The organism is Dyella humi, from assembly GCF_044904605.1.
Classification (GTDB): Bacteria; Pseudomonadota; Gammaproteobacteria; order Xanthomonadales; family Rhodanobacteraceae; genus Dyella_B; species Dyella_B humi.
This window is the reverse complement of record NZ_JADIKI010000023.1, coordinates 2,170,815-2,195,117: the sequence shown is the minus strand read 5'-3', so window position 1 is coordinate 2,195,117 and position 24,303 is coordinate 2,170,815. Positions and strand designations below refer to the sequence as shown.

Sequence of the window (24,303 nt, the reverse complement as noted above, 5' to 3'; positions counted from 1 at the left end):
GCGATTCAAAGTCACTGGGTCCCGGCTTTCGCCGGGACGACGAGCAAAAAACATGGCTAGCTGAGACTCGATGCTAATCAGGCTGCTTATAGGGGGATGGAGCTACTCCCCCGCATCTCTGTCGATATAGGAGGAACCAACATCCCGCTTTGCGAGACGCCCCCCACCCCAGATAATGCCCCTTCCAGACAAGGACCTCGCATGTCGCCCTCCTCCGCGTCGCGTTCGACGGACTCGCTGCTCAACCACCCCGCTTACGTTGCTTTCTGGTGCGCACGCACCGCTTCCAGCTTCGGTTTTCAGATGCTGTCGGTCGCGGTGGGCTGGCAGATCTACGCGATCACCGGGCGCGCCTTCGATCTGGGCCTGATCGGCCTGGTGCAGTTTTTCCCCTCGGTATTGCTCGCGCTGCCGGCCGGTCATTTGGCCGACCAGTTCGACCGGCGGCGCATCGTGCTGTTCGGGCAGATCGTGGAATGGACGGCGATCGTGCTGCTGGCGGTACTGACGTTGCTGCATGTGATCGACGAGGTGGGCATCCTGCTGCTGATCTTTGTCATCAGCACGGCAAAGGCGTTCGAATCGCCCTCGATGCAATCGATGGTGCCAGCGCTGGTACCACCCGCCCTGCTGCCGCGCGCGATGGCGGTGAACGGTTCGGCGATGCAGGCGGCGATGATCATGGGCCCGGCGCTGGGCGGCCTGTTGTATGTGGCTGGCCCCGGTGTGGTGTATTCGGTGGCGGCCGGGCTTTATTTGATTTCTACCGTGATGGTGTCCCGCCTGCGCTACGAGCAGGCGCCACCCAAGCGTGAACCGGCCACGCTCAAGACTTTGTTTGCCGGCGTGCATTTCATTCGCGAACGCAAGGATGTGCTCGGCGTGATTTCGCTGGATCTATTCGCCGTGCTACTGGGCGGCGCCACGGCGTTGCTGCCGATTTTCGCCAAGGACATCCTGCACACCGGACCGTGGGGCTTGGGATTGTTGCGCGCAGCACCAGCCATAGGCGCCTTGCTGATGTCGTTCTGGCTTGCGCATCACAGCATGGAGCGCAACGTGGGCAAGATCATGTTCGCCTCCGTGGCCGGCTTCGGCGTGGCCACGCTGGTGTTCGCGCTGTCGAAGGTATTGTGGCTGTCGCTGCTGGGTTTGTTCGCGCTCGGTGCGTTCGACATGGTGAGCATGGTGATCCGCGGTTCGCTGGTGCAGCTGGATACGCCCGATGCGATGCGCGGTCGTGTGAGTGCGGTGAATGCGATCTTCATCAATACGTCGAACCAGCTTGGCGAGTTCGAATCCGGCATGGTCGCCGCATGGCTGGGCGCGGTGGGCTCGGCGGTGCTCGGCGGCATCGGCACGCTGATGGTGGTGGGATTGTGGATGGCGATGTTCCCCACACTGCGCCGACGTCAGCGGCTGCACATGGAACCGGCAGCCTAAGCAGGCGTATCTCGCTTGTCCCGAATTGCGATGCTGCGCCCGCGATACCGAATGCCTGTAAAGTGACGAAAATCAATGGTTCGGCGTGCACGATCGGTTAACGTCCCACTCACGTGACCGCTGGCAAGGTCAATCAACCGGATTAATGGGAGGAACAACGCCATGAGCAGGCAAGCTGACATCGAACGCAGACTCGACCAACTTGGCAGCCGTGTACGTGAGTACGCAGACGGCGCCACTGACACCGCCGACGGCTGGCTGTCCCGCGGCCGCCGCGCCGTAGGTCGCCTTAGCCGCAGCGATGCCCGCAAGCGCATCGCGCGCCAGGCCGAGGATTTCGCCGACGAGGCCAATTACCAATACCGTCGCCTGCGTCGCAACGTGGGTCGGCATCCGGTGGCTACGGCGGCGATTGTTGCTGGTACGGTGGGTGCGCTATTCCTGTTGTATCGCGCGTTGCGTCGCGACGAGGATTGAGCGCATTCGCGATGCGTAGTCCCCGTGGTCGTCATTCCCGCGAAAGCGGGAATGACTGCCATGAGATATACGAAAAAGAAGCCCGTCTTTCGGCGGGCTTCTTCGTTTTATACCGTCAGCGGATTCGGCTTGTCCGGATCGAGCTTGTACTCACGGATCGCGCGCGCCACGTCCTTGGCGTTGATCTTGCCGTCCTTCGCCAACGCCGCGAGTGCGGCATGGGCGATCCAGTAGCGATCCACCTCGAAGAAGCCACGCAGATGTTCGCGCGTATCCGAGCGACCGAAGCCATCGGTGCCGAGCACGGTGTAGCGCATACCATCCGGCATGAAGGCGCGGATCTGGTCGGCGTATTCGCGCACGTAGTCGGTGGCGGCGATCGCCGGGCCTTGGCGACCCTGCAGCAAGCCGGTGACATACGGCACGCGCTGTTCGGCTTCCGGATGCAGGCGATTCCAGCGTTCGGCGTCGAAACCGTCACGGCGCACCTCGATGAAGCTAGGCACGGACCAGATGTCGGCGGTGACGCCGAAATCCTTCTCCAGCAGTTCGGCGGCGGCAATGGCTTCGCGCAGGATAGTGCCCGAACCAAGCAACTGCACGCGCGGCTCGCCCTTCTTCGGCTTGCCGGCATCCTTGAACAGGTACATGCCCTTGATGATGCCTTCCTCGACACCTTGCGGCAGATCGGGGTGGGCGTAGTTCTCGTTCATCACGGTGAGGTAGTAGTACACATCCTCCTGCTCCTCCAGCATGCGGCGCGTGCCGTCCTGCATGATCACCGCGACTTCGTAGGAGAAGGTCGGGTCGTACGCGCGCACGTTCGGAATCGAGCCGGCCATCAGATGCGAGTGGCCGTCTTCGTGCTGCAAACCTTCGCCGTTGAGCGTGGTGCGGCCGGACGTGCCGCCGATCAGGAAGCCGCGCGAACGCATGTCGCCCGCCGCCCAGGCGAGGTCGCCGATGCGCTGGAAGCCGAACATCGAGTAGTAGATGAAGAACGGCAGCATCGGCTGGTTGCTGATGCTGTAGCTGGTGGCCGCGGCCATCCACGCGGCCATGCCGCCGGCTTCGGAAATACCTTCCTGAAGCACCTGACCCTTCTGATCTTCGCGGTAGTACAGCAGCTGATCGGCGTCCTGCGGGCGATATTTCTGGCCGAACGGCGCGTAGATGCCGATCTGACGGAACATGCCTTCCATGCCGAAGGTGCGTGCTTCGTCAGCGACGATCGGCACCACGCGCGGACCGATGGCCTTGTCACGTAGCAGCAAATTCATGCCGCGCACCAGCGCCATGGTGGTGGAGATTTCGCGATCGCCCGTGCCCTTGGTGATCTGCTCGAAGGCGGCCAGTTCCGGCGCCTTCAACTTCACGTCGGTATGGCGACGACGCTGCGGCAGCGAACCGCCGAGAGCCTTGCGGCGCTCAAGCATGTACTGCACTTCCGGCGAATCCTTGCCGGGGTGGTAGTACGGCACCTCCGCGAGCTTGGCGTCCGGCACTGGGATGTTGAAGCGGTCGCGGAAGTGACGCACGGCCTCGTCGTCCAGCTTCTTCTGCTGGTGCGTCGGGTTCTGCGATTCACCGGCCGCGCCCATGCCGTAGCCCTTCACCGTCTTGGCGAGGATCACGGTGGGCATGCCCTTGGTGTTCACTGCCGCGTGATAGGCCGCATACACCTTGTGCGGATCGTGGCCGCCGCGGTTTAGGCGCCAGATATCGTCGTCACTGAGGTTGGCGACCATCTCGCGCGTCTCCGGGTACTTGCCGAAGAAATGTTCGCGCGTGTACGCACCGCCGAACGCCTTGCACGCCTGATATTCGCCGTCGATGGTTTCCATCATCAGCTTGCGCAGCACGCCGTTCTTGTCGCGCGCCAGGAGCGGGTCCCAGTAACTGCCCCACACCACCTTGATGGCATTCCAGCCGGCGCCGCGGAACACGCCTTCCAGTTCCTGGATGATTTTGCCGTTGCCGCGCACCGGACCGTCGAGGCGCTGCAGATTGCAGTTGATGACGAAGATGAGGTTGTCCAGACCTTCGCGGCCGGCCAGCGAGATAGCGCCCAGCGATTCGGGCTCGTCACATTCGCCGTCGCCCATGAAGCACCAGATCTTGCGGTCGGTCTTCGGCATCAGGCCGCGGTGTTCCAGGTATTTCCAGAACTGCGCCTGGTAGATCGCCTGGATCGGACCCAGGCCCATCGATACCGTCGGCACCTGCCAGTAATCGGGCATCAGCCAGGGATGCGGGTAGGAGGAGAGACCGCGGCCGTGGCCGGCCACTTCCATACGGAACAGGTCGAGCTGCTCCTCGCCGATGCGTCCTTCCAAGAAGGAGCGTGCATAAATGCCGGGGCTGGAATGGCCTTGATGGAACACCAGGTCGCCCGGATGATCGGCACTCGGCGCACGCCAGAAGTGGTTGAAGCCCACGTCATAAAGTGTCGCGGACGATGCGAAGCTCGCGATATGGCCGCCCAGTTCGCCCGGCTTGCGGTTGGCGCGCACCACCGTCGCCATCGCATTCCAGCGGATCAGGGTGCGGATGCGCCATTCCATCGCGGCGTCGCCAGACATCTTCGCTTCCAGATGCGGCGGGATGGTGTTGACGTATTCCGTGGTGGGATCGAACGGCAAGTAGCCGCCGGAGCGGCGCGTGGAATCGACCAGACGCTCCAGCAGGAAATGCGCGCGCTCGGTGCCTTCGCGATCGATGACGGCGTTGAGCGATTCGACCCATTCCTGGGTTTCGGTGGGGTCAAGGTCCTGGTGCAGGATGTCGTCGAGCTGATCCATGAACATCTCCGCGGCGCCGAGCGCCGCCTTGCGGTGGGTGCGCGTCGCGGGGGAAGCGACGAAGCCGAGGCATCGGTCCGGCGACTGATGATGGCCGGCACGGAACTGGACCGCGTGGCGTGTTCGCCGCTGGACGAGCTAACCCTTCGATTCTAGCCCCGGGGCAGTGGTCTCGCCAATTGTCGGACCATACATACGTATGCGAAGGGTCTGATGCATCGCACAAAAGGGACGTGCGTCAGCGTTTGAGCATCAGCTGCGCTCGCCCTGTGCCGCGCGAATCTGCGCATCCACCACCGCAATCGCCGTCATGTTCACCACGCGGCGCACGGTGGAAGAAGGCGTGAGGATGTGTGCCGGCTTGTCCACGCCCATCAGGATGGGGCCGACCGCCACGCCGTCGGTCATCACACGCACCATGTTGTAAGCGATGTTGGCCGTGTCGAGGTTGGGCATCACGAACAGATTGGCACGTCCGCTCAACGTGGTGTTGGGGAATATGCGACGACGGATTTCCTCGTCCCACGCGGTATCACCCTGCATTTCGCCGTCCATTTCCAGGTACGGTGCGCGGGCACACAGGATTTTCCGCACTTCGCGCATCTTTGCCGCGCTGGCATTCTCGTGGCTGCCGTAATTGGAGTGCGACAGCAGCGCCACCTTGGGTTCCACGCCGAACAGCTTGAGGCGATAGCTGGCCTGCAACGTGGCTTCGGCGATCTGCTCGGCGGAAGGGTCGCACTGCACGTGCGTATCGAGGAAGAACCAGGTGCCCTTGTCGTTGATCACCGCGGTCATTGCCGAGGTGCACTGCACACCGGGATCGAGGCCGAACACGCTGCGGATGTAGCCAAGCTTCTTGTGATAGCGCCCGACCAGGCCGCAGATCATCGCATCGGCTTCGCCGCGCTTGACCATCATCGAGGCGATCAGCGTGGGACGCGAACGCATCAGGTTCTTCGCCGCCGCCGGCGTCACGCCGCGGCGTTCGGTGAGCGCGTGATACTGCTGCCAGTAATCGTTGAAGCGTGGGTCGTCGTTGATGTTGGTGAGTTCGAAATCCACGCCGGCGCGCATGCGCAGGCCGAGGCGCTCGATGCGCGTGTCGATCACGTCCGGGCGACCGATCAGGATCGGATACGCCAGCTTCTCGTCGACCACCGTCTGCACCGCGCGTAACACGGTCTCTTCCTCGCCTTCGGCATACACCACGCGCTTGCGGTCTGAGCGCGCGCGTTCGTACACCGGCTTCATGACCAGGCTGGTGCGGTAGATGAACTGGCTGAGTTTCTCGATATAGGCGTCCATGTCCTCGATCGGGCGCGTGGCGATGCCCGAATCCATCGCAGCCTGCGCGACGGAGGGCGCCAGCATGACCAGCAGACGCGGGTCGAACGGACGCGGAATCAGGTATTCCGGCCCGAAGGTAGGGGCTTCGCCACCGTAGGCGCCGGCCAGGTCGCCGGCCTCCATCTGCGCCAGCGCGGCGATCGCGCGCACGCAAGCCAGCTTCATCGCTTCGTTGATGCCGGTAGCGCCCACGTCCAGCGCGCCGCGGAAGATGTACGGGAAGCACAGCGCGTTGTTGACCTGGTTCGGGTAGTCCGAACGGCCGGTGGCGATGATGCAATCCGGACGCACTTGCTTGGCATCTTCCGGCAAGATTTCCGGATTCGGATTAGCCAGCGCCAGGATGATCGGCTGCTTGGCCATGGTCGCGACCATCTCCGGCTTCAGGACGCCGCCGGCCGATAACCCCAAGAAGATGTCCGCGCCTTCCACGATCTCCGCCAACGTGCGCGCCTTGGTATCGCGCGCGTAGCGCTGCTTGTCCGGATCCATGTGATCGCGCCCTGTGTAGAGCACGCCTTCGCGGTCGAACGCCAGAATGTGTTCCGGCTTCACGCCCAGCGCCACCAGCATGTCCAGGCAGGCAATGCCCGCGGCGCCGACGCCGGTGGTGGCGACTTTCACGTCCTCAATGTTCTTGCCGACGATCTTCAGCGCGTTGATTACCGAGGCGCCGACGATGATGGCGGTGCCATGTTGATCGTCGTGGAAAACCGGAATCTTCATCCGTTCGCGCAGCTTGCGCTCCACGATGAAGCATTCGGGTGCCTTGATGTCTTCCAGGTTGATGCCGCCGAAGGTGGGTTCCATCGCGGCGATGATGTCCACCAGCTTGTCCGGGTCGCGTTCGTTGAGTTCGATGTCGAACACGTCGATACCGGCGAACTTCTGGAACAACACGCCCTTGCCTTCCATCACCGGTTTGCCGGCCAGCGGACCGATGTCGCCCAGGCCCAGCACCGCCGTACCGTTGGTGATCACCGCCACCAGGTTGGCGCGCGCGGTGTAAAGGCTGGCGTTGCGCGGGTCCTCCACGATCGCTTCACAGGCATAAGCCACACCCGGCGAGTAGGCCAGTGACAGATCGCGCTGCGTCACCAAGGGTGTGGTGGGCGTGACCTTGATCTTGCCGGGGCGCGGCAGGCGGTGATACTCGAGGGCGGCTTGGCGGAAGTCGTCGGAATGAGCCATCGGATGTCGAAGCGAAGGAGGAGAAAAGGAGCCGCGTGGCGGCATGACAAGAATGGTAGCACCCGTGAGAAGGGGGTGCCGGCTGCTCGGGATAGTCAATAGGTAGTAAGAAGTCGCTCCGGTCTATGTAGGCGTTGTGCCAGCCGTAGCCTCCGGTAAGCGGCAGCACCGATGCTATATAGATGCGTGCGCGATACAGCCCAGGACGATCCCGATGACGACCCGCCTTGCCAAGATCCTGCTGCCGCTCATGCTGGCGGCCTTCGCTTTCATCGTGACGTTCGACAACATCGTCGATTACGGCTCCAACTTCTTGTTCGTGCAGCACGTGCTGTCGATGGATTCGACCTTCCCGGGCAATGCGCTGATGGAACGCGCCATCACCAGCCGCGCGATGTGGCACGCAAGCTACGTCCTGATCATTGCCGCCGAAGGCGCCACCTGCCTTTTGCTGCTTTGCGGAACGCTTGCGCTATGGCGGGCACGCGGCAGGGACGGTGCAAGCTTCAACGCAGCCAAGAGCCTGGTCACGGCCGGATGCGTGGTGGGCTTCCTGGTGTGGTTCTTCGGCTTCATGGTGGTAGGCGGCGAATGGTTCGCCATGTGGCAATCGAAAACCTGGAACGGACAGGAGGCCGCGTTCAAGTTCTACATGGCGATCCTGGGCGTGCTGATCTTCGTCAATCAGCCGGATACCGATCTCGCCTGATCAGCGATCAAATGCCTGCCGACAACGTTTCCGCTTCCACCTTCGACATGCGCACGCGATTGATGAACAGCGAGAAGGCCAACTTGCCCGCCAACCCATGCACGTGCCGCATCCATGGCGGCAGCCAGCGCGGTGCGACAATCGCACCGGAGTGGAAATAGGGTTCCAAGCTCATCACGTCGCCCAGCGTCAACTTGCCGGCGAACAGATAGCGCAGCAAATCCATGCGGCGTTCCTTTAGCGCCCAGCGAAAGAAGGTGTGCACGTCCAACAGGCCGGACAGATAAACGTTGTCCTTGGCGAAGGCGGAGCCGCCAGTGAGTGGCACGCCGCGGAACACGCGCTGCGCGGAATGGAAACTGTCCGCCACGCTTTGCCCGCAGCGATTGAAGAAGCGGTACACCTCGACGAAATCGGCGCCATGAAGCGCCATGTCGAGTGCGAGGATGCGCAGGCTGATGCGCTTGAGCCGTGCGATATCGATGGCGCCGGACATCAGCTCAGCGAACACGGCCAGCCCTTCCTGCGTGGCAGTCACGCGCGGCGACGTGCGCGCCAGCGATGCAAGCACCGGCTGTTCGCGCCCGTTCAACGCGGTAAGGGAATGCACGAAAGCTTCGTGATTGAGCAGTTGATGGCGGTCGTACTGGCTGAAGCGGATGCCGCCGCGCAAGCGGATGCGCGTGGCGCCGGCCGCAGCCTTGGCGGTGAGATCGGGATCCACTTCCACCGCGATCACGCCCTGGCCGAAGAAATCGTCCAGCACTTTGGTCAGATCCTTGCTCAGCAGCTCGGACGAGATGTTGGTGACGATATCGTCGTCGGCCAGATCCGCGCCCAACTCGTCGGACAGCTCCACGAAATAGCGCGCCGCATCAAGGTTGCTGTAGTGGCTGCCGTGGATGACGTCGCCCGGCTTTCCGTACAGCTGGATGGAGGGCGCAGTCACCCCTTCTGTACCTACCGCTTCGAGCATTTCGGCAGCGATGCGCCAGGATTCGGCGGTGCGACGCAGATACTCGCGGATCGGGTCGCCATCGCCCGCCTCGCTTTCGATGGCGGCGAGTTCCTTGCGCACCTCGGAAAGATCCGGCTTCTTGTAGCTCACCTCCGGCAGCGTGTATTCGCCCTTGCCGTAGGCCTCGATCATGCGATCTTCCAGCGAGGCTGGCCAACTCACGGTCGAGAGGATATTGATGCCCCTCACCGCGGCCAGCAGCCGTTTGTCGAGCGCGGCATAGGCTTCCAGCCCGGGCGGAACGGGATGGGCGGGCAACGTGCTCACCATCCCTCCCGTTCGCGCGGGCCGCGTGGGCCGTGAGGTTTGGTGGGAGGGCGCCCGCCGCGCTGGCGGCGCAGACGTGATTCGAGCATGGTGGCTTGTTCTTCGCGCTCGTCGCGCAGTTTCAGGTAATTGCGCCAGCGCTCGGGCGTCAGCTCGCCATCGTGCAGGGCTTCCTGCACCGCGCAGCCCGGCTCGCTACCGTGGCCGCAGTCGGCGAAGCGACAGCTTTCGGCCAGTGCTTCGATGTCGGCGAACAGATCCAGACTTTCCTCGCCGGTGAGCTTGAGTTCGCGCATGCCGGGGGTGTCGATCAGGCAGCCGCCGCTGGGCAATTGCAGCAAGGCGCGATAGGTCGTGGTGTGACGCCCGCGGCTATCGTGGCTGCGTACGTCGCCGATGGCCATGCGGTCGCTACCCAACAGCGTGTTGGTAAGTGTGGATTTGCCGGCACCGGAGGAACCCACCAGCACCGCGCTGTCGCCGGGCTTGAAGTAGGCCGCCAGCACGGCGGCGCTGGCCGGGTCCTTGCCGTTGATGGCGTGGATCGGCGTGCCTTCCGGCAAACGGGCTTTCAATTCGGCGATACGGCTTTCGACATCCTCGGAACGATCCGGCTTGCTCAACACGACTACCGGCTGCGCGCCCGAGCCTTCCACCAGCGAGAGGTAGCGCTCGATACGGGCGGGATTGAAATCGCCGTCCAGGCCGGTCAGCACCAGTACGTAATCGATATTGGTGGCGATCACCTGACGCTCGTAGCGCTCGCCAGCCGCCGCACGTGAGAGCACCGTTCGCCGCGGCTGCACGATGAGGATATGCGGCGGCTTACCCGGCTCCACTTCGACGAAATCGCCCACCGCCGGGCGTTCGGCCGGATCCAGACCTCGCTTCAGGAAGTGGCCGGCCGGCTGAGCGCCGAAGACCTGTTCCCCGTCGTGCAACTCGTAACCGGCCCGATGCTGCGCGACCACGCGGGCCACCCGCCGCCCTTCCCCGGGCAAAGCCTGGCCCCGCCAACCGATGTGACGGAGCTGTTCGATGGTCTGGGTTTCGCTCATGAGGTCCGATTATGCCCATGTTCGGCGGGACTCGGGACTCGGCAACGCGCGCAAAGCATATGGCCAATAGCAAAAAGCATGGCGGCCTTTTTGCCCCATTTCGGCCCCACAGCGCCTCATCCGGCTGTTAGGATCGTGCTAAACCGGTGGCAAGCCGGTGTGTCCACCCAACTCAAGGACTCCATCGTTGGTCTCGATCAAACCCAGTGCGCACCTGGCCGAAGTGCGCTACGAAATCCGCGGCGCACTGACCCGTCGTGCGCGCGAGCTGGAAGCTGCCGGTACGCCGATCATCAAGCTCAACATCGGCAACCCTGGGCGCTATGGCTTTACCGTGCCGAATCATCTGCGCGAGGCCATCGCCGCGCATTTGCATGAGAGCGAAGCCTACGGTCACGAGCAAGGTCTGGAAGAAGCGCGTGAAGCGATCGCCGCGCAGCAGCACGCCCGCGGTGCGCGTCATGTGCAGGTGGAACGCATCTTCATCGGCAACGGTGTGAGCGAACTGATCGATCTCAGCCTGCGCGCCCTGCTGCAGCCGGGTGACGAAGTACTGCTGCCCAGCCCCGACTACCCGCTGTGGAGCGCCGCCACCATTCTCAACGGCGGTGTGCCGCGCTATTACCGCTGCCTGGCCGAGAACCGGCACATGCCGGACCCGGAAGAAATGGAAGCCCTGATCACTCCGCGTACGCGCGCGGTGGTGCTGGTTAATCCGAACAATCCGACCGGCGCGGTGTATCCGCGCGCGCTGCTGGAGCAGATCGTTGAAATCGCCACGCGACATCGCCTATTGCTGTTGTGCGATGAGATCTACGACGAGGTCCTCTACGACGGCACGCCGTTCCAGCCACTGGCCGAATTGGCCGGCAGCACGCCCTGCATCAGCTTTGGCGGGTTGAGCAAAGTGCATCGCGCTTGCGGTTACCGTGTCGGCTGGTTGAGCCTGTCCGGCGATCCGGCGCGCACGCATGAATATCGCGATGCTTTGCAGTTGCTCGCTGCGTTGCGTCTGTGTGCGAACGTCACTGCGCAGTGGGCAGTGATTCCGGCGCTGCAGGATGCACCGACCATCAACGCACTCACATCGCCGGGTGGCCGTTTGTACGAAGCGCGGCAAGCCATACTCGATGGCGTCGCCGCCAGCCATTATCTGGATGTGGTGTCTCCGGGCGGTGCGCTGTATGCGTTCCCGCGCGTGCGCAGCGACCGCATCGCCAACTTCAACGACAACGAATTCGCATTGCGCCTGCTGGAAGAGGAATCCGTACTGATCGTGCCCGGCACCAGCTTCAATGTGCCCAACAGCCGGCACATGCGCCTGACGCTGCTGCCGCAGCCGACGCAGTTGCGCGAAGTGTTCGTGCGCATGGAACGCGTGCTGGAACGCATGGCCGTCGAGGAATCGCCGCGCGCCGCCGTGGCTGCTCGCTGACCCATGTCGCTGCGCTACCTCGCCCTGGGCGATTCCTACACCATTGGCGAAGACGTTCCGGCACAAGCGCGCTGGCCGGTGCAATTGGTGGAAAACCTGCGTAAGCAGGGAATCGCCATCGACGATCCACAGATCGTCGCCGTCACCGGCTGGACCACGGACGAGTTGTCCGCCGGCATGGAACAAGCCGCGCTCGCGCCCGGGTATGACCTCGTCACCCTGCTGATTGGCGTCAACAACCAGTACCGTGGCCGTCCCGCACAGGAATATCGCGAACAGTTCCGCGCATTGCTGCTACGCGCTATCGCGCTGGCCGATCGCCACCCGGAACGCGTGGTGGTGGTTTCCATCCCCGATTGGGGCGTGACGCCGTTCGGCTATGCCAGCGGGCGCGATCTGCAGCAGATTGCCCGAGAACTGGATATTTTCAACGCGATCGCGCGTGAAGAAGCCGCAGAAGTCAGCGCGCATTTCGTGAATGTGACCGGCATCTCGCGCGAGCACGCTGGGCTGGTCGCCTCCGATGGGTTGCACCCATCCGGAGCGCAATACGCGTTGTGGACGGACGCCATCGAACCGGTAGTGACCGCGGCATTGCGCACGCAATCGCGCTAAATGACGACCAACGTCCTTTACTCGCCGTCAAATTCCTGAAACAGTTGTGCCGGGGGACACTGGGCAACATCGTTAGGGATGTCCCGACGTTCACGCGTCAGCCGTACGGAGGGAAAAACGGCAGACATTTCTAGTTGCACCGGTGCTCTCTCTTACCACCTATTCGGGGAGTCACCATGCAAGCCCACTACAATCGCTTGTCCATCGCGGTACGTTTGGCATTGTCCATTGGTATCGCCTCATCGGTCGCCGTCGCCCACGCGCAAGACACCAATTCGCAGCAAAACAGCTCACCCCAACAGAACACGTCGACGCAAAACCCCAGCGAGCAGCCTCAGGCGTCGAAGGCCAAGTCGCTGGAAGCGGTTACGGTCACCGGCTCGCTGATTCGCCGTGTCGATACCGAAACCGCCAGTCCCGTGGTCACACTGGACCGCACCGCGCTCACCGCTAACGGCGCCCCTACGTTGGGCAACGTGCTGCAGCAGCTACCCAGCGTTTCCGGTTACGCCACCAACCCTGCCAACAACAGCAACGGCGGCGGCGGCGCCAGCCCCACGCTGGAAGGCGGCGACGGTGCCTCGCGCGTCTCGCTGCGCGGCCTGGGTACCAATCGCACCCTGGTGCTGGTGGATGGCCAACGCATGGCCAATGCGGATCTCAACATGATTCCGCAGAACATGATTCAGAGCGTGGACGTGTTGGCCGAAGGTGCTTCCACCGCCTACGGTTCGGACGCGGTCGGCGGCGTGGTGAACTTCCATTTGCGCAAGGACTTCAAGGGCGCCGAGGTCAGCATCAATGACGGCATTTCCAGCCATGGCGACAGCCAGCGGCGCGGCTTCAACTTCACCACCGGCGCCAGCGGCGAAAGCGGCAACATCGTGGCAGGCATCGACTGGAACAAATACAGCCCAACGCTCGCCTCGCGACGCGGTTTTTCGCAGCGCGCACTGTATCTGTCCAGCGGTGTCGTCACCCCACAGGGATCGGGCACGATTCCCACCGGCCGCATTCTGGTTCCGGCAGCACTCACGCCAGGCGGCTGTCATGTAAACGCCGCGGGCAACGCCTACGTGACCCTGGCCAGCGGTACCGGCAACAGCCTCAGCAACTACCGCTGCTATGGCGGTTCCAACGACACCTTCAACTACAACGCCTACAACTACATCCAGACTGAGCAGAAGCGCGTGAACTTCTTCGTGCTCGGCAACTACAACATCACGTCGAACCTCACCGCGTTCGCCAATGTGTTCTACAACCGCACCAATTCCTCCGGCCAGGACGCCCCAGCGCCTACCAGCACCAACGACGGCTGGTATGTGGCGGCGAACAATCCGATCAATCCGTTCGGCGTCACCTTTGGCACGCCGCCTGGTTACACAGGCACCAGCTACGTCATAAGCGAGCGCCTCACTGGCCTGGGCACCCGCCTGCACACCTTCGATACCGACAACTTCCAGCTCAACACCGGCCTACGCGGCCATTTCGGCCAAAGCAGCTGGCTCTGGGACGCAAGCCTCAACTACGGCTACGCGAACCGCAAGCAGACTGACTACAACGAAGTGAACATTGCCGCTCTACAAGCGGTGATCAACGGCGGCGGCAACATCTTCAACCAGGCCGATCCTGCGGTGTCGGCGCAATTGAGGAACGGCGTGGACGCGCCTGTCTATACCCTCACCAATACGATGAAGCAGGTGCAGTTCAACGCATCCGGCGAACTATGGGATCTGCCCGCCGGCGCCATGCAGCTCTCCACCGGCGCGCTGTACCGCTGGAATTCGATGAACTACACGGTGACGCCGGACGCCATTCTCAATCCGGGCACCGCCACCTGCGCCGTGCTGGCTGAAGCCTGCGGCTCGCCCGGCCGCGGCAGCATCAACGTGAAGGAGCTTTACGCCGAAACACTCATCCCGTTGCTATCGGAAAAGCCCGGCGCTTATGCATTGAATCTGGATCTGGGTATCCGCTCCTCCGACTACAGCACCTCAGGCACCACCACCAACAAGAAAATCGCGCTGGAATACAAACCAGTAGCCGATTTGCTGATACGCGGTACAGTCACTCAAGTGTTCCGCGCCCCCAACCTCAACGAGCTGGATGACGGTCTCACTATCGGCGGGCCCACCGTCAACGATCCCTGCATTGGCCTCAGTGCAGCGACACTGGCTGCGCATCCTGCGGCCTGCCAATTCGTACCGCCGCAATGGGCGGGCAACCCCATCCCGCAGGTCACCGCATACACCTCGGGCGGCAAGCCGGCGGGCGTCAATCTGAAGCCCGAACACGGCACGTCCTTCGACCTCGGCCTGGTGTATTCGCCGAGCTGGCTGGAGGGTTTCTCCTCCACCGTGGACGCGTGGCGCATCAACCTGCACGACCTGCTGACGCCGCTGGCTGCGCAGACTGTACTCAACGCCTGCTTCGCCAACAACAGCAGCCCGTACTGCAACTTCATCCACCGCTATCCCAGCAGCAACGCACTCGCCGGCGCGATCTACTACATGAGCACGCCGGTCGTGAACCTGGGTAACTTGAGCACAAGCGGCGTGGATTTCAGCACCAGCTACGCCATTCCGCACTTCGACATGGGCAGCTTCAACCCTGGCAACTTCAAGGTGGGCCTCAACGCCACCTATACCGGCTCGTATTACAACGACGCCACGCCGGGCCAGCCGGGCGCGAAGACGGTCAACTATGCAGGCACGTACACGCAACAGTTCGGCAGTATTGCCCGCTGGCGCGGCACGCTCACGCTCAACTGGTCGCTGGGCAACTGGAGCGCGCAATGGCAGACGCGCTACATCCATCACATGACCGACATCAACGCCGACATCAACACCGGCGCGAGCGCGCCGATGGCCTCGATCCTGTACCACTCGGCCCAGATCGCCTACAACGTGCCGGCGATCAAGACTCGCTTCGAGTTCGGCGTGGATAACATCACCGACAAGGCCCCGCCGCTGATCTACCAGAACGGCCCGAACTACAACGTCGATACGGCTACGTATGACGTGCTGGGCCGCTATTACTGGGCACGCGCCACGGTGAAGTTCTAACCGCGAAAGAAGAACTTCGTGCCATGATCTGCTCCCTCTCCTCTGTGCCGCAGGAGAGGGAGCAACGCACAGCGCGGAGACACGAAGCGTGGATTCCTCAAGATCCAGAACGACCGACTTGCTCGCGGCCTTCAACCAGGGCGACATGTCGCGTGTACTGGTCTTGAGCGAGACCATGCCTGACGATGACGAAACTGCCCTGCTGCTGCGTGCGTTGGCATTGCGCGCCACAGCACGACCCATTGAAGCACTGCCACTCCTCGTTCGCCTGACACAACTCAAGCCGCAAACGTTCGAATACTGGAACAACCTGGGGCTGATTGCTCGCGAACTGAGCGATGTGCCAACCGCCGAACAGGCCTTGCGACGCGCCGTGGCCCTGGCCCCACAGCAGGCCGACGTGCACTACAACCTCGGCCTGCTCTATCTACAGCAAAGGAACTGGCTGGCCGCGCGCGAATCGTTGTTAGAGGCCGTGCAGATCGCGCCTGACTTCATCGATGCGCGCCTGCACGCCGCGCATGCCTGCCACGTCTGCGGCGACAACAGTGGCGAAGAAGCCATGCTGGAAAACGCCGCAGCGTGGCCGCCACAATCTGCCGAACAGGCACTGACGCTGGCGAGCATGTTGTCCACCTTGGGGCAACAGGATGCGGCATTTCGTGCATTGGAAAAGGCCGTTTTGCCGGAAGACGATACAGCCGAAAATCTGCGCTGGCGCATCACGGCCATGCGCGCATCGTTGCATGAGCGCGGCAATCGACTCGATCAGGCCGAAGCCGAGCTGGCGCAACTGCCGCTGGACGAACTGCCCACGCAACATCCGCAACTGGCTTGTGCCGCATGGCTGGCGTATGCGTCGGTCGCGATGCGACGCGGCGATACACAACACGCAGCCGAGCTATACGAACGCATCCTGGCAACCACCGATGACACGGAAGTGCGCGCGCAAGCCGCCTTTGGTCTCGCCTCCGCACGCGATAAGCAAGAGCGCCATCGCGAAGCTTGGCAAGCGTTACAGCACGCACATGAAACGCAGCTTGGCATCGCCCGCATCATCGTTCCCGAGTTGATGGCTGAGGATAGTCTGCCGCTGGCCATGGCAGATCTCTCTGTCAGCCGCATCGAACGCGATCGCTGGAAACCGTTGAAGCCGCCACGCGACAAGCAAAGCCCGGTGTTTGTGGTTGGCTTTCCGCGCTCCGGCACCACGCTGCTGGAACAGATGCTGGATGCGCATCCGGATTTCTGCGCGATGGACGAGCGCGCGTTCATCCATGACCTGACCGAACGCATGAACTTCGCCGGCCAGCCCTATCCCGCCGCGCTCGCCGAACTCACCGAAACGGAAGCGGAGCAGTTGCGTTCCGTTTATGCATCCATGGTGCGCAAGGTTGTGCCCGACCTAGGGGCGCACCGACTGGTAGATAAGAATCCGCTCAACATGCTTTGTCTGCCGATGATCGCGCGGTTATTTCCGGAGGCGCGCATCATTCTATGCTTGCGTCATCCTTGTGATGTGTTGCTGAGCTGTTATATGCAGTCGTTCCGCTCGCCCGCCTTCATGGTGCTGTGCAGTTCGCTGGAACGGCTGGCGCGCGGCTATGTGCGAGCGTTCGAACACTGGTTCAACCAAGCCGAAGTATTCGCGCCGCGTGCACTGGAATGGCGCTATGAATCGGTGGTGGCCCGCTTTGACGAGCATGTGCAACGGCTTGGTCATTTTCTCGATGTAGACGATGCCGCACCGATGGCGCGCTTCGCCGAACATGCGCGCAGCAAGGGCTACATCAGCACACCCAGCTATGCGCAGGTGACGCAAGGCATCCATGGCCGCGCGGTGCACCGTTGGCATGCTTATCGTGAGATGTTCGAGCCGGTGCTGCCGATCCTGCAGCCGATGATGGAACGGCTTGGCTACGTCTGAATCGCCTACTCGCTGCTGGCTGCGTTGAAATCGCCGATCGCCTCGATCAGCTCGGTGACTGCCACGCATTCGACTTCGGTCAGGTCGGGATTCCAGCTGTCCAGGATCAGCACCACGCGCGTTTCGCTGCTGCGATTCCAGGCTTCGTGCTCGAAGGTGTCGTCGAAGGTTACGCAGCGCCCTTCCTTCCAAATATGTGTTGCGCCGCCCACGCGCAAAGCGCAATGGGGTGGCACGATCAGCGGCAGGTGCGTCACCAGGCGGACATTCGTCACGCCCGTGTGCGGCAGGATGTGCGTGCCAGGACTCAGCACGGAGAACAACGTCTCCGGTGCATGCCCGCGGACGCGAGTGAGCGGCAGGCTATCCAGCAAGGCGGCCGTGCGCGGGCAAGCTGCTGTGTGCTCGTCGTAGTGCTCGCCATGGCGACAAAAGAAATAGGCGTCCCAGGCCGCGGGCTCCGGTCCTGACGATTGCAGCATCGCCTGCTGCCCTGGCGGTGGCGCGCCGAGGAACGCTTCCAAGCCCTGCCGTTGCGCCAGCACGCCGCGCAGTTCTTCGCGCATCCAACTGGTGGCGTCCTCCAGCGCGTCGTGCCAGGGAAAGCGTTCGCGGAGGTAGTAAGGCTGACTGGGAATGCCGGGAAAATAGAGGAATTTGGGCCGCTGCCGAGGATCGGGCATCTCGATGGACTGCTCGCCCAGATAGACGTCCAGACAGTGTTCCACCCGGTGCATCTCAACCGCGCCATAACGCTGCTGCAAAGGCTCCAGCACGCGTCGAAACCAGGCCAACCGCCCGGCATCGACGTAGCGCATGGCGTGCTTCACCGCCTCACGAAGACCGGGTGCGGTGGTCGCGTCGCTGATCCAGCGCCCTTGATTCTGGGCCGTACGCAGAGCTCCGAAATAGGCCGTCAATGCATCGTGCGGCTGATTGAGCTGTTCCAGCGCCAGCCCCAATCGCAAGCGCGCTACGAACAGATCCGGCGCCTGCCGCAGAGCTTTTCGCAGCGTCTTGGCCGCTTCGGGAAAGTCCGCGGCTGCCATCTGCACGGTGCCCAATTGCTGCAGGATGCCCGCATCGTCCGTCTGAATCCGCAAGGCCGCCTGTAGCCGCGCCAGCGCCGATCCCAGCTCACCACGGGCGACATCGCAACTGGCCAGCATCTGCAGGGCTTCCACATCGTCCGGCACTGCATCCAGCACGCGCTGGAACCATTGCTCGGCCTGCTGCAGTTCGCCGCGGTCGAGGCAGGCATGCGCGGCCTCGCGCCATTGCGCGAGCTGCGTTGTGTTCATGGCCGTTTCCTCCCCTTCCCGGCCTGGGTTTTATCGCACACCGGGACACGCTTTCCCACCTGTCGCAGCAGAAAAAAAGCAGCCACGGCAACCTCTCTGCAACGATTTCGCCATCCCACGGTGACGTTGCGGTACCAGACTATGCTCCCGGCAACCTACCGGGGAGTGACGCCATGGCCATCCTTCGCTGCCGAAGCGCCTTCATTTCCGACGTCCATCTGGGCACACCGGACTGCAAAGCAGCCTATCTGTTGGATTTCCTGCGCAACCTGCAGTGCGAAAAGCTCTACCTCGTGGGCGACATCATCGACCTGGAAGCACTCAGCCGCCGCCGCTGGTGGCATCCGGACCACGGCACCGTGATCGCCGAAGTGCTGGATATGGCACGCCGCGGCATCGAGGTCACCTATATTCCCGGCAATCACGACTGCGCGCTACGCGGCCTGGTGGGACAATCCATCTGCGGTGTGCGCATCGAGCTGGATGCCATCCACGTGGGCGCCGACGGTCGCCGCTATCGCGTGAGCCACGGCGACGAATACGATCCCGAGCAGATCGGCCGCAGCTGGATGCTGCACCTCGGCGAGGCGATGCACCGCTTCGTGTGCTGGGGCAACCGACGCGTCAACGCCTGGCGCCGTCGCATGGCGCTGCCATACCTGCCGTTATCGATCATCGTGAAATCGCACATCGGCAAGGCCCTGGCTTATATCCGCGCCTACGAGGAACGCGTCGCCGCGGATGCGCGCGAGCGCGGAGTGGACGGCCACATCTGCGGGCATATCCATTTTGGCCAAGTACGCACCATCGACGGCGTGGTGTACCTCAACGACGGCGACTGGGTGGAACACTGCACCGCCCTGATCGAGGACGAGCAAGGCGCGATGGAACTGATCCACTGGAGCGAGCAACCCACCGCACTGGGCCACGCCACCCGCGAGTTGGTGCAGCCTTCGCCCATGGCAGCCCTGGCGCTGGCGCCGCTGGCACGGCGCAAGAAGCCCGAGGAATTGGACGAACTGCCGTCCGCCGCCTGAGCCAAGTAGGCTGGAATGCAATCCCAGCCTACGATCTGAAACGAAGGCGCGTAGAGGAATTAGAAAACCCGCAAGCAGGCGGCGTTCTGCATTTCTCACGCGCACGCCCGCCTTGAAGCCCTTCAAACTGCCAGCATATGGGAGGGGATACAATGGCCCCTTTCTGCTGGAGTCCCCGCCGTTATGTCCCTCGAAACCGCCACCCGCGACCGTATCGAAAGCCTGCTCAAAGACCACCGCGTGGTGCTGTTCATGAAGGGCACCCGTCACCAGCCCATGTGCGGCTTCTCCGCCGCCGCGGTCAACACGCTCAACGAACTGGTGCCCGATTACCACACCGTCAACGTGCTGGAAGATTCGGAAATCCGCGAAGGCATCAAGGCGTTCGGCAATTGGCCGACCATCCCGCAGCTCTACGTCGAAGGTGAGCTGGTCGGCGGCGCCGACATCATCCGCCAGATGTACGGCAGCGGCGAATTGCATCAGCTGTTCGGCGCGGCGCAGCCGGATCGCACGCCGCCGGAAATCACCATTACCGATAAAGCCGCCGACGCCATCCGTTCCGGCACGGCCAATGCGCAGGGCATGGCGCTGCATCTGGAAATCGGCCCGGATCATAGCGCCGGCTTCCAGCTTGCACCGGCCAGCGAGCACGACATCGTGGTTACCGCCAACGGCATCGAAGTGCATTTCGACCCGGCCAGCGCGCAGCGCGCCAAGGGCATCGTGATCGACTGGGTATCCACCATGCAGGGTGAAGGCCTGAGCCTGAAGTTTCCCGGCGCAGGCGGCGGCATCCAGTCGATGAGCGTGCAGGAACTCAAGACACGCCTTGCCGCCGGCAACATCACCCTGATCGATACGCGCCCGGCGCAGGGCCGCGCGATCGCCCCGCCGCTGTCGCAGGCACTCGTGCTGGAACAGGAAGGCTACGACACCCTCGCCAATCTGCCCAAGGACACGCCGCTGGCCTTCATGTGCCACCACGGCATTTCCAGCCGCGGTGTGGCGGAACGTTTCGCCGCGCACGGCTTCACGCAGGTGTACAGCGTGGATGGCGGCATCGACGCGTGGGCTGCCGAGATCGATTCCAACGTGCCTCGCTACTGATCTTCCGGCACCAGCTCGTCACAATACGTACGGGGCCTCGGCCCCGTATTTTTTTGTCTGCGATAGTCTAATGATGGTGTCGAACCGCTCGAGGCAAAGTCCTGCATGCGCTGCCTATTGATCGAAGACGACGTCCAAACCGCCCGCTTCATTCGTGACGGCCTGCTCCGATCGGGCCATGAGGTTGCGCTATGCGGCGACGGCGCCAGCGGACTGCAGCAAGCCGGTGCCACGACCTGGGACGTGATCGTGCTCGACCGCATGCTGCCCGGCGATATCGACGGGCTCGCCATGCTGACTACGCTGCGTGCGCGGAACGACCACACGCCGGTGCTCGTGCTCAGCGCGCTCGCCGGGCTGGACGAACGCGTGCGCGGCCTGCGCGACGGTTGCGACGACTACCTCACCAAGCCTTTCGCCTTCGAGGAACTGCTGGCGCGCATCGAGGCGCTGGGCCGACGGGCGTTGCTCGGCGGCAACAACCAGCACGTGTTCGCTGTGGGTGATCTGTCGGTGGATACGCGCACGCGTCGCGCCTCGCGTGCCGGCAAGCCGATTGCCTTGCAACCGCGCGAATACCAGCTGCTGGAATACCTGGTGCGGCATCAGGGCGAGGTGGTGACGCGCAAACGGCTGCTGACGGCCGTATGGGGCTACCATTTCGACCCCGAAACCAATGTCATCGATGTACAGATGAGCCGCCTGCGCAACAAGGTGGATCGCGACTTTTCCACCGCGCTGATCCATACCGTGCGTGGTGTCGGCTATACCGTCCAGACGTCCACCGACGAAGCTGCGCATGACTAGCCTGCGCCACTCCATCGTTTTCCGCCTCGCGCTGGGCTATGGCCTGTTGTTCCTGCTCTCGATCGGCATCATCTCCATGGTGTTCTACGTTGGCACCGCCGGATTGCTGGCGCGCAATACCGACCGGCAGATCGTCGCCATTGCTCATCAGTTGGAGCAGGTGCACGATCGCAGCGGAACGGACGCGCTGCTGCAAGCCATCCACACGCTGCTGACGGACGACAAGGACGTGGAAACCGAGGTCTATCTGTTGCTCGATCCACACGGCAAGAAACTGATTGGCAACCTCACAGCATGGCCCTCGCTACCTAGCGCTAACGATGCGCTGATCAAGACGCAGGTGCAGCGCCTCGGACGCAACTCGACCAGCCGCCTGCTGGTGCACCGCTTCGACGACGGCAGTCAGTTGATGGTCGGACGCGATCTGCTGGAGCAGCATCAGCTCGAGCGGATGATCCTGACTGCACTGACGATAGGCGGTCTGCTCGGCTTGTTGCTGGCTATGCTGGGAGCGCTGTTGTTCCGTGCGCAACTACGAGCGCGACTGGCGGCCATCCAGCAAACCACGCAGGACGTATCAGCCGGTAACCTGAGCCGACGCATAGCGCCCGCCCGGGCCAGGGACGAACTCGCCAGCATTGCACGCGACATCAACTACATGCTCGACGACATCGAGCGCCTGATGGACACCGCGCGCAATGTCTCCAACACCATCGCCCACGATCTGCGCACCCCGCTGGGGCGCATTCGCGGTGCGTTGGAAGACGCGCTGCAGCCGCCCGCCTTGCCGGCGCGCCTGCACGAGGCTTCGCACTATGCCATCGACGAAATCGACAATTTGATCGGCCTGTTCGAAAAATTGCTGCAGATTGCGGAAGCCGAATCTGGTGTGCGCCGGCAGCGCTTCGAACGACTGTCGCTACGCCCCGTGATGGACGATCTGCTGGAACTCTACCAGCCGGTCGCCGAGGCGCAGGGCATGCACTTGAGCCTGGACGTGGACGATGCGCCATCCGTGCATGCCGATCGCGATCTGATCGCGAACGTGCTCGCCAATCTGTTGGACAACGCTATCAAATATGCGGGCAGCGGTGCGCGGATCCGGCTGTCCATCCAGCAGGATGCGCAACAGGTGCGCATGGTGGTGCAGGATAATGGGCCAGGCATCCCCCCCGAGGCGATCGGTCGTGCCACCGAGCGATTCTTCCGCGTGGACAACAGCCGCAGCCAGCGCGGCAACGGGCTGGGGCTTTCTATCGTCGCGGCCGTGGTTTCCCTGCATCGCGGACAGCTGATTCTGGAAGACGCGCATCCTGGTTTGAAGGCAAGCATCCTGCTGCCTCGGGCATAAATCAGGACGCGTCTGCAACCTTTCCAAATCGTAACTATTCCCTGCATGCGGTGACCGCTATGGTCAACAGACGCAAGTCCCCCGTATTCCATCGCAGCGAATCAAGACCGTTTCATGCCCTCCCAGCGCGCACGCATTTTTTTTCTTGCCATGGCCGCCGCCGTTGTCGTGGGCATCGGCTATGTCTGGCTCGCCCATCGCGAACCGTCAGCACCGACACCCAACGCCGGCACCGACACGCACAGCGTCACCCTCACCGACACGCAGGCCAAGCAGGTTGCGGTCATCGAAGTGGGTAAGCACGCCTTCGATACCTGGCGCGGGGCTGTCGGTTACATCGACTACGATCAAGGTCGCATTGCCCAGATCTCCAGCCCGTATACCGGTCGCGTAGCGAGCATAGCGGCGGAAGAAGGCGATACGGTGCGCAAGGGGCAAGTGTTGTTCACCATCGCCAGCTCCGATTTGCTGCAAGCAGAATCCACATTGCTAGCTGCCGATGGCGTACTCACGCTAAACCGCAAGACGCTGGTTCGCGCACAAAAGATGCTGCCTATCCAGGCCAGTGCGCAGAAGGACGTGGAACAGGCTTTGTCCGATGAACAAACCGCCGAAGCCAATTACCTCGCTGCGCGTAAAACGGTGCTGCTGTTCGGCAAGAGCGAGGCGGATATCGATCGCCTGTTAGCCACGCGCAAGGTAGATGACGAACTGCACATCCTGAGTCCGTTCGACGGCTTGGTGGCCAACCGTTCGCTCGCCGTAGGCGACCTGGTGCAACCCGGCAATTCGCCGGTTCCCTTCACCGTGGCCGACCTGTCAAGCGTGTGGATGGTGGCGAACATGCCCGAGGACGATGCCGCCGCGTTGAAGCTGCATCAACCGCTCTCGATCTCCCTACCGGCACTGCCCGGCCGTACACTGCATGGTGAAGTGAGTTACATCGCCAGCTCGGTCGATCCCAACACGCATACCGTGATGGTGCGCGCGGATATTCCCAATCCGGATCGCGTTCTTCGCCCGCAGATGCTGGTCAACGCCGCGGTACAGACCGCGATACCGGAGCAGTCGCCGGCCGTGCCCGAAGACGGCGTAGTACGCGAAGGCGACGGCACCATGATGGTGTACGTCACGCAAGACGGCCGTCGCTTCGAGCAGCGCATCGTCAAGATAGGCAAGCGCCAACAAGGCGTGACTCAGATTCTTGACGGGCTGAAAGCCGGTGAGCGCGTCGCTGGCGAAGGCGCGCTGTTCCTCGACAACATGCTGGCGCAGCAGCCGGATGATGATTAGCGCCCCTCGCGCTTAGCATCCCTCCTCCTCGGGGAGAGGGACGACAAA

General features: G+C 62.8%; 17 protein-coding genes. 12 read left to right on the top strand and 5 right to left on the bottom strand.

Features of this window, described 5'->3' with window-relative positions; genetic code table 11:
- Positions 1–201 precede the first annotated feature (201 nt).
- Both ISP18_RS20800 and ISP18_RS20795 read left to right on the top strand, forming a co-directional pair.
- Entirely contained in the window at positions 202–1,443 is a 1,242-nt protein-coding gene (locus ISP18_RS20800) for an MFS transporter (RefSeq protein ID WP_380006928.1), read from the top strand.
- A gap of 162 nt (positions 1,444–1,605) precedes the next feature.
- Positions 1,606–1,920 (top strand): hypothetical protein, encoded by a 315-nt coding sequence (locus ISP18_RS20795; RefSeq protein ID WP_380006925.1) that lies wholly within the window; start codon positions 1,606–1,608, stop codon positions 1,918–1,920.
- 107 nt (positions 1,921–2,027) lie between these two features.
- Here ISP18_RS20795 and aceE read toward each other — a convergent pair whose 3' ends face one another.
- Both aceE and ISP18_RS20785 read right to left on the bottom strand, forming a co-directional pair.
- Positions 2,028–4,721: a pyruvate dehydrogenase (acetyl-transferring), homodimeric type gene (gene aceE, locus ISP18_RS20790; protein WP_380006922.1), complete on the bottom strand. Its 2,694-nt coding sequence runs from the start codon at positions 4,719–4,721 to the stop codon at positions 2,028–2,030.
- Positions 4,722–4,973: 252 nt separating this feature from the next.
- Positions 4,974–7,262, bottom strand: a complete 2,289-nt coding sequence (locus ISP18_RS20785; RefSeq protein WP_380006919.1) for an NADP-dependent malic enzyme — start codon at positions 7,260–7,262, stop codon at positions 4,974–4,976.
- A gap of 214 nt (positions 7,263–7,476) precedes the next feature.
- On the opposite strand from ISP18_RS20785, the gene ISP18_RS20780 reads away from it, so the two are divergent.
- Complete coding sequence (locus ISP18_RS20780; RefSeq protein WP_380006916.1) at positions 7,477–7,971, top strand: DUF2165 family protein; 495 nt, start codon at positions 7,477–7,479, stop codon at positions 7,969–7,971.
- A gap of 7 nt (positions 7,972–7,978) precedes the next feature.
- Here ISP18_RS20780 and ISP18_RS20775 read toward each other — a convergent pair whose 3' ends face one another.
- Entirely contained in the window at positions 7,979–9,259 is a 1,281-nt protein-coding gene (locus tag ISP18_RS20775; protein ID WP_380006913.1) for a flavohemoglobin expression-modulating QEGLA motif protein, read from the bottom strand.
- On the bottom strand, positions 9,253–10,314 hold the full coding sequence (rsgA, locus tag ISP18_RS20770; protein ID WP_380006910.1) for a ribosome small subunit-dependent GTPase A: 1,062 nt from the start codon (positions 10,312–10,314) through the stop codon (positions 9,253–9,255). Before rsgA ends, ISP18_RS20775 begins: the two co-directional genes overlap by 7 nt.
- 187 nt (positions 10,315–10,501) lie before the next feature.
- Between rsgA and ISP18_RS20765 the strand changes: the two genes are divergently transcribed.
- From ISP18_RS20765 to ISP18_RS20750, 4 genes are all read left to right on the top strand, one after another.
- A complete protein-coding gene (locus tag ISP18_RS20765) occupies positions 10,502–11,749 on the top strand; it encodes an aminotransferase class I/II-fold pyridoxal phosphate-dependent enzyme (RefSeq protein ID WP_380006907.1) in 1,248 nt (415 codons plus the stop codon).
- A gap of 3 nt (positions 11,750–11,752) precedes the next feature.
- The gene (locus ISP18_RS20760; protein WP_380006904.1) at positions 11,753–12,364 is read left to right on the top strand and encodes an SGNH/GDSL hydrolase family protein; all 612 of its coding nucleotides are present in this window, start codon (positions 11,753–11,755) and stop codon (positions 12,362–12,364) included.
- A gap of 176 nt (positions 12,365–12,540) precedes the next feature.
- Positions 12,541–15,429, top strand: coding sequence for a TonB-dependent receptor plug domain-containing protein (locus ISP18_RS20755; protein WP_380006900.1), 2,889 nt, complete (start codon positions 12,541–12,543; stop codon positions 15,427–15,429).
- Positions 15,430–15,517: 88 nt separating this feature from the next.
- Positions 15,518–17,356 (top strand): tetratricopeptide repeat-containing sulfotransferase family protein, encoded by a 1,839-nt coding sequence (locus ISP18_RS20750; protein ID WP_380006897.1) that lies wholly within the window; start codon positions 15,518–15,520, stop codon positions 17,354–17,356.
- Positions 17,357–17,361: 5 nt separating this feature from the next.
- On the opposite strand, the gene ISP18_RS20745 is transcribed toward ISP18_RS20750, so the two are convergent.
- Positions 17,362–18,657: an aspartyl/asparaginyl beta-hydroxylase domain-containing protein gene (locus ISP18_RS20745; protein WP_380006894.1), complete on the bottom strand. Its 1,296-nt coding sequence runs from the start codon at positions 18,655–18,657 to the stop codon at positions 17,362–17,364.
- A 173-nt stretch (positions 18,658–18,830) separates the two neighbouring features.
- Here ISP18_RS20745 and ISP18_RS20740 point away from each other — a divergent pair, with 173 nt between their 5' ends.
- From ISP18_RS20740 to ISP18_RS20720, 5 genes are all read left to right on the top strand, one after another.
- A complete protein-coding gene (locus ISP18_RS20740) occupies positions 18,831–19,694 on the top strand; it encodes a UDP-2,3-diacylglucosamine diphosphatase (protein ID WP_380006891.1) in 864 nt (287 codons plus the stop codon).
- A gap of 183 nt (positions 19,695–19,877) precedes the next feature.
- On the top strand, positions 19,878–20,804 hold the full coding sequence (gene grxD / locus ISP18_RS20735; RefSeq protein ID WP_380006888.1) for a Grx4 family monothiol glutaredoxin: 927 nt from the start codon (positions 19,878–19,880) through the stop codon (positions 20,802–20,804).
- A gap of 105 nt (positions 20,805–20,909) precedes the next feature.
- Positions 20,910–21,611 carry a response regulator transcription factor gene (locus ISP18_RS20730; protein ID WP_380006885.1) on the top strand — a complete coding sequence of 234 codons (702 nt, stop codon included), beginning with the start codon at positions 20,910–20,912 and terminating at the stop codon, positions 21,609–21,611.
- Entirely contained in the window at positions 21,604–22,962 is a 1,359-nt protein-coding gene (locus ISP18_RS20725; RefSeq protein ID WP_380006883.1) for a sensor histidine kinase, read from the top strand. The genes ISP18_RS20730 and ISP18_RS20725 overlap by 8 nt, the downstream gene beginning before the upstream one ends.
- 114 nt (positions 22,963–23,076) lie before the next feature.
- Positions 23,077–24,255 carry an efflux RND transporter periplasmic adaptor subunit gene (locus tag ISP18_RS20720; RefSeq protein ID WP_380006880.1) on the top strand — a complete coding sequence of 393 codons (1,179 nt, stop codon included), beginning with the start codon at positions 23,077–23,079 and terminating at the stop codon, positions 24,253–24,255.
- Positions 24,256–24,303 lie beyond the last annotated feature (48 nt).

Bases quoted from the DNA above. Each gene is read 5' to 3' on its own strand.
- ISP18_RS20800 (WP_380006928.1), top strand. From the start codon at position 202: ATGTCGCCCTCCTCCGCGTCGCGTTCGACGGACTCGCTGCTCAACCAC.
- ISP18_RS20795 (WP_380006925.1), top strand. From the start codon at position 1,606: ATGAGCAGGCAAGCTGACATCGAACGCAGACTCGACCAACTTGGCAGC.
- aceE (WP_380006922.1), bottom strand. From the start codon at position 4,721: ATGGATCAGCTCGACGACATCCTGCACCAGGACCTTGACCCCACCGAA.
- ISP18_RS20785 (WP_380006919.1), bottom strand. From the start codon at position 7,262: ATGGCTCATTCCGACGACTTCCGCCAAGCCGCCCTCGAGTATCACCGC.
- ISP18_RS20780 (WP_380006916.1), top strand. From the start codon at position 7,477: ATGACGACCCGCCTTGCCAAGATCCTGCTGCCGCTCATGCTGGCGGCC.
- ISP18_RS20775 (WP_380006913.1), bottom strand. From the start codon at position 9,259: ATGGTGAGCACGTTGCCCGCCCATCCCGTTCCGCCCGGGCTGGAAGCC.
- rsgA (WP_380006910.1), bottom strand. From the start codon at position 10,314: ATGAGCGAAACCCAGACCATCGAACAGCTCCGTCACATCGGTTGGCGG.
- ISP18_RS20760 (WP_380006904.1), top strand. From the start codon at position 11,753: ATGTCGCTGCGCTACCTCGCCCTGGGCGATTCCTACACCATTGGCGAA.
- ISP18_RS20755 (WP_380006900.1), top strand. From the start codon at position 12,541: ATGCAAGCCCACTACAATCGCTTGTCCATCGCGGTACGTTTGGCATTG.
- ISP18_RS20745 (WP_380006894.1), bottom strand. From the start codon at position 18,657: ATGAACACAACGCAGCTCGCGCAATGGCGCGAGGCCGCGCATGCCTGC.
- ISP18_RS20740 (WP_380006891.1), top strand. From the start codon at position 18,831: ATGGCCATCCTTCGCTGCCGAAGCGCCTTCATTTCCGACGTCCATCTG.
- grxD (WP_380006888.1), top strand. From the start codon at position 19,878: ATGTCCCTCGAAACCGCCACCCGCGACCGTATCGAAAGCCTGCTCAAA.
- ISP18_RS20730 (WP_380006885.1), top strand. From the start codon at position 20,910: ATGCGCTGCCTATTGATCGAAGACGACGTCCAAACCGCCCGCTTCATT.
- ISP18_RS20725 (WP_380006883.1), top strand. From the start codon at position 21,604: ATGACTAGCCTGCGCCACTCCATCGTTTTCCGCCTCGCGCTGGGCTAT.
- ISP18_RS20720 (WP_380006880.1), top strand. From the start codon at position 23,077: ATGCCCTCCCAGCGCGCACGCATTTTTTTTCTTGCCATGGCCGCCGCC.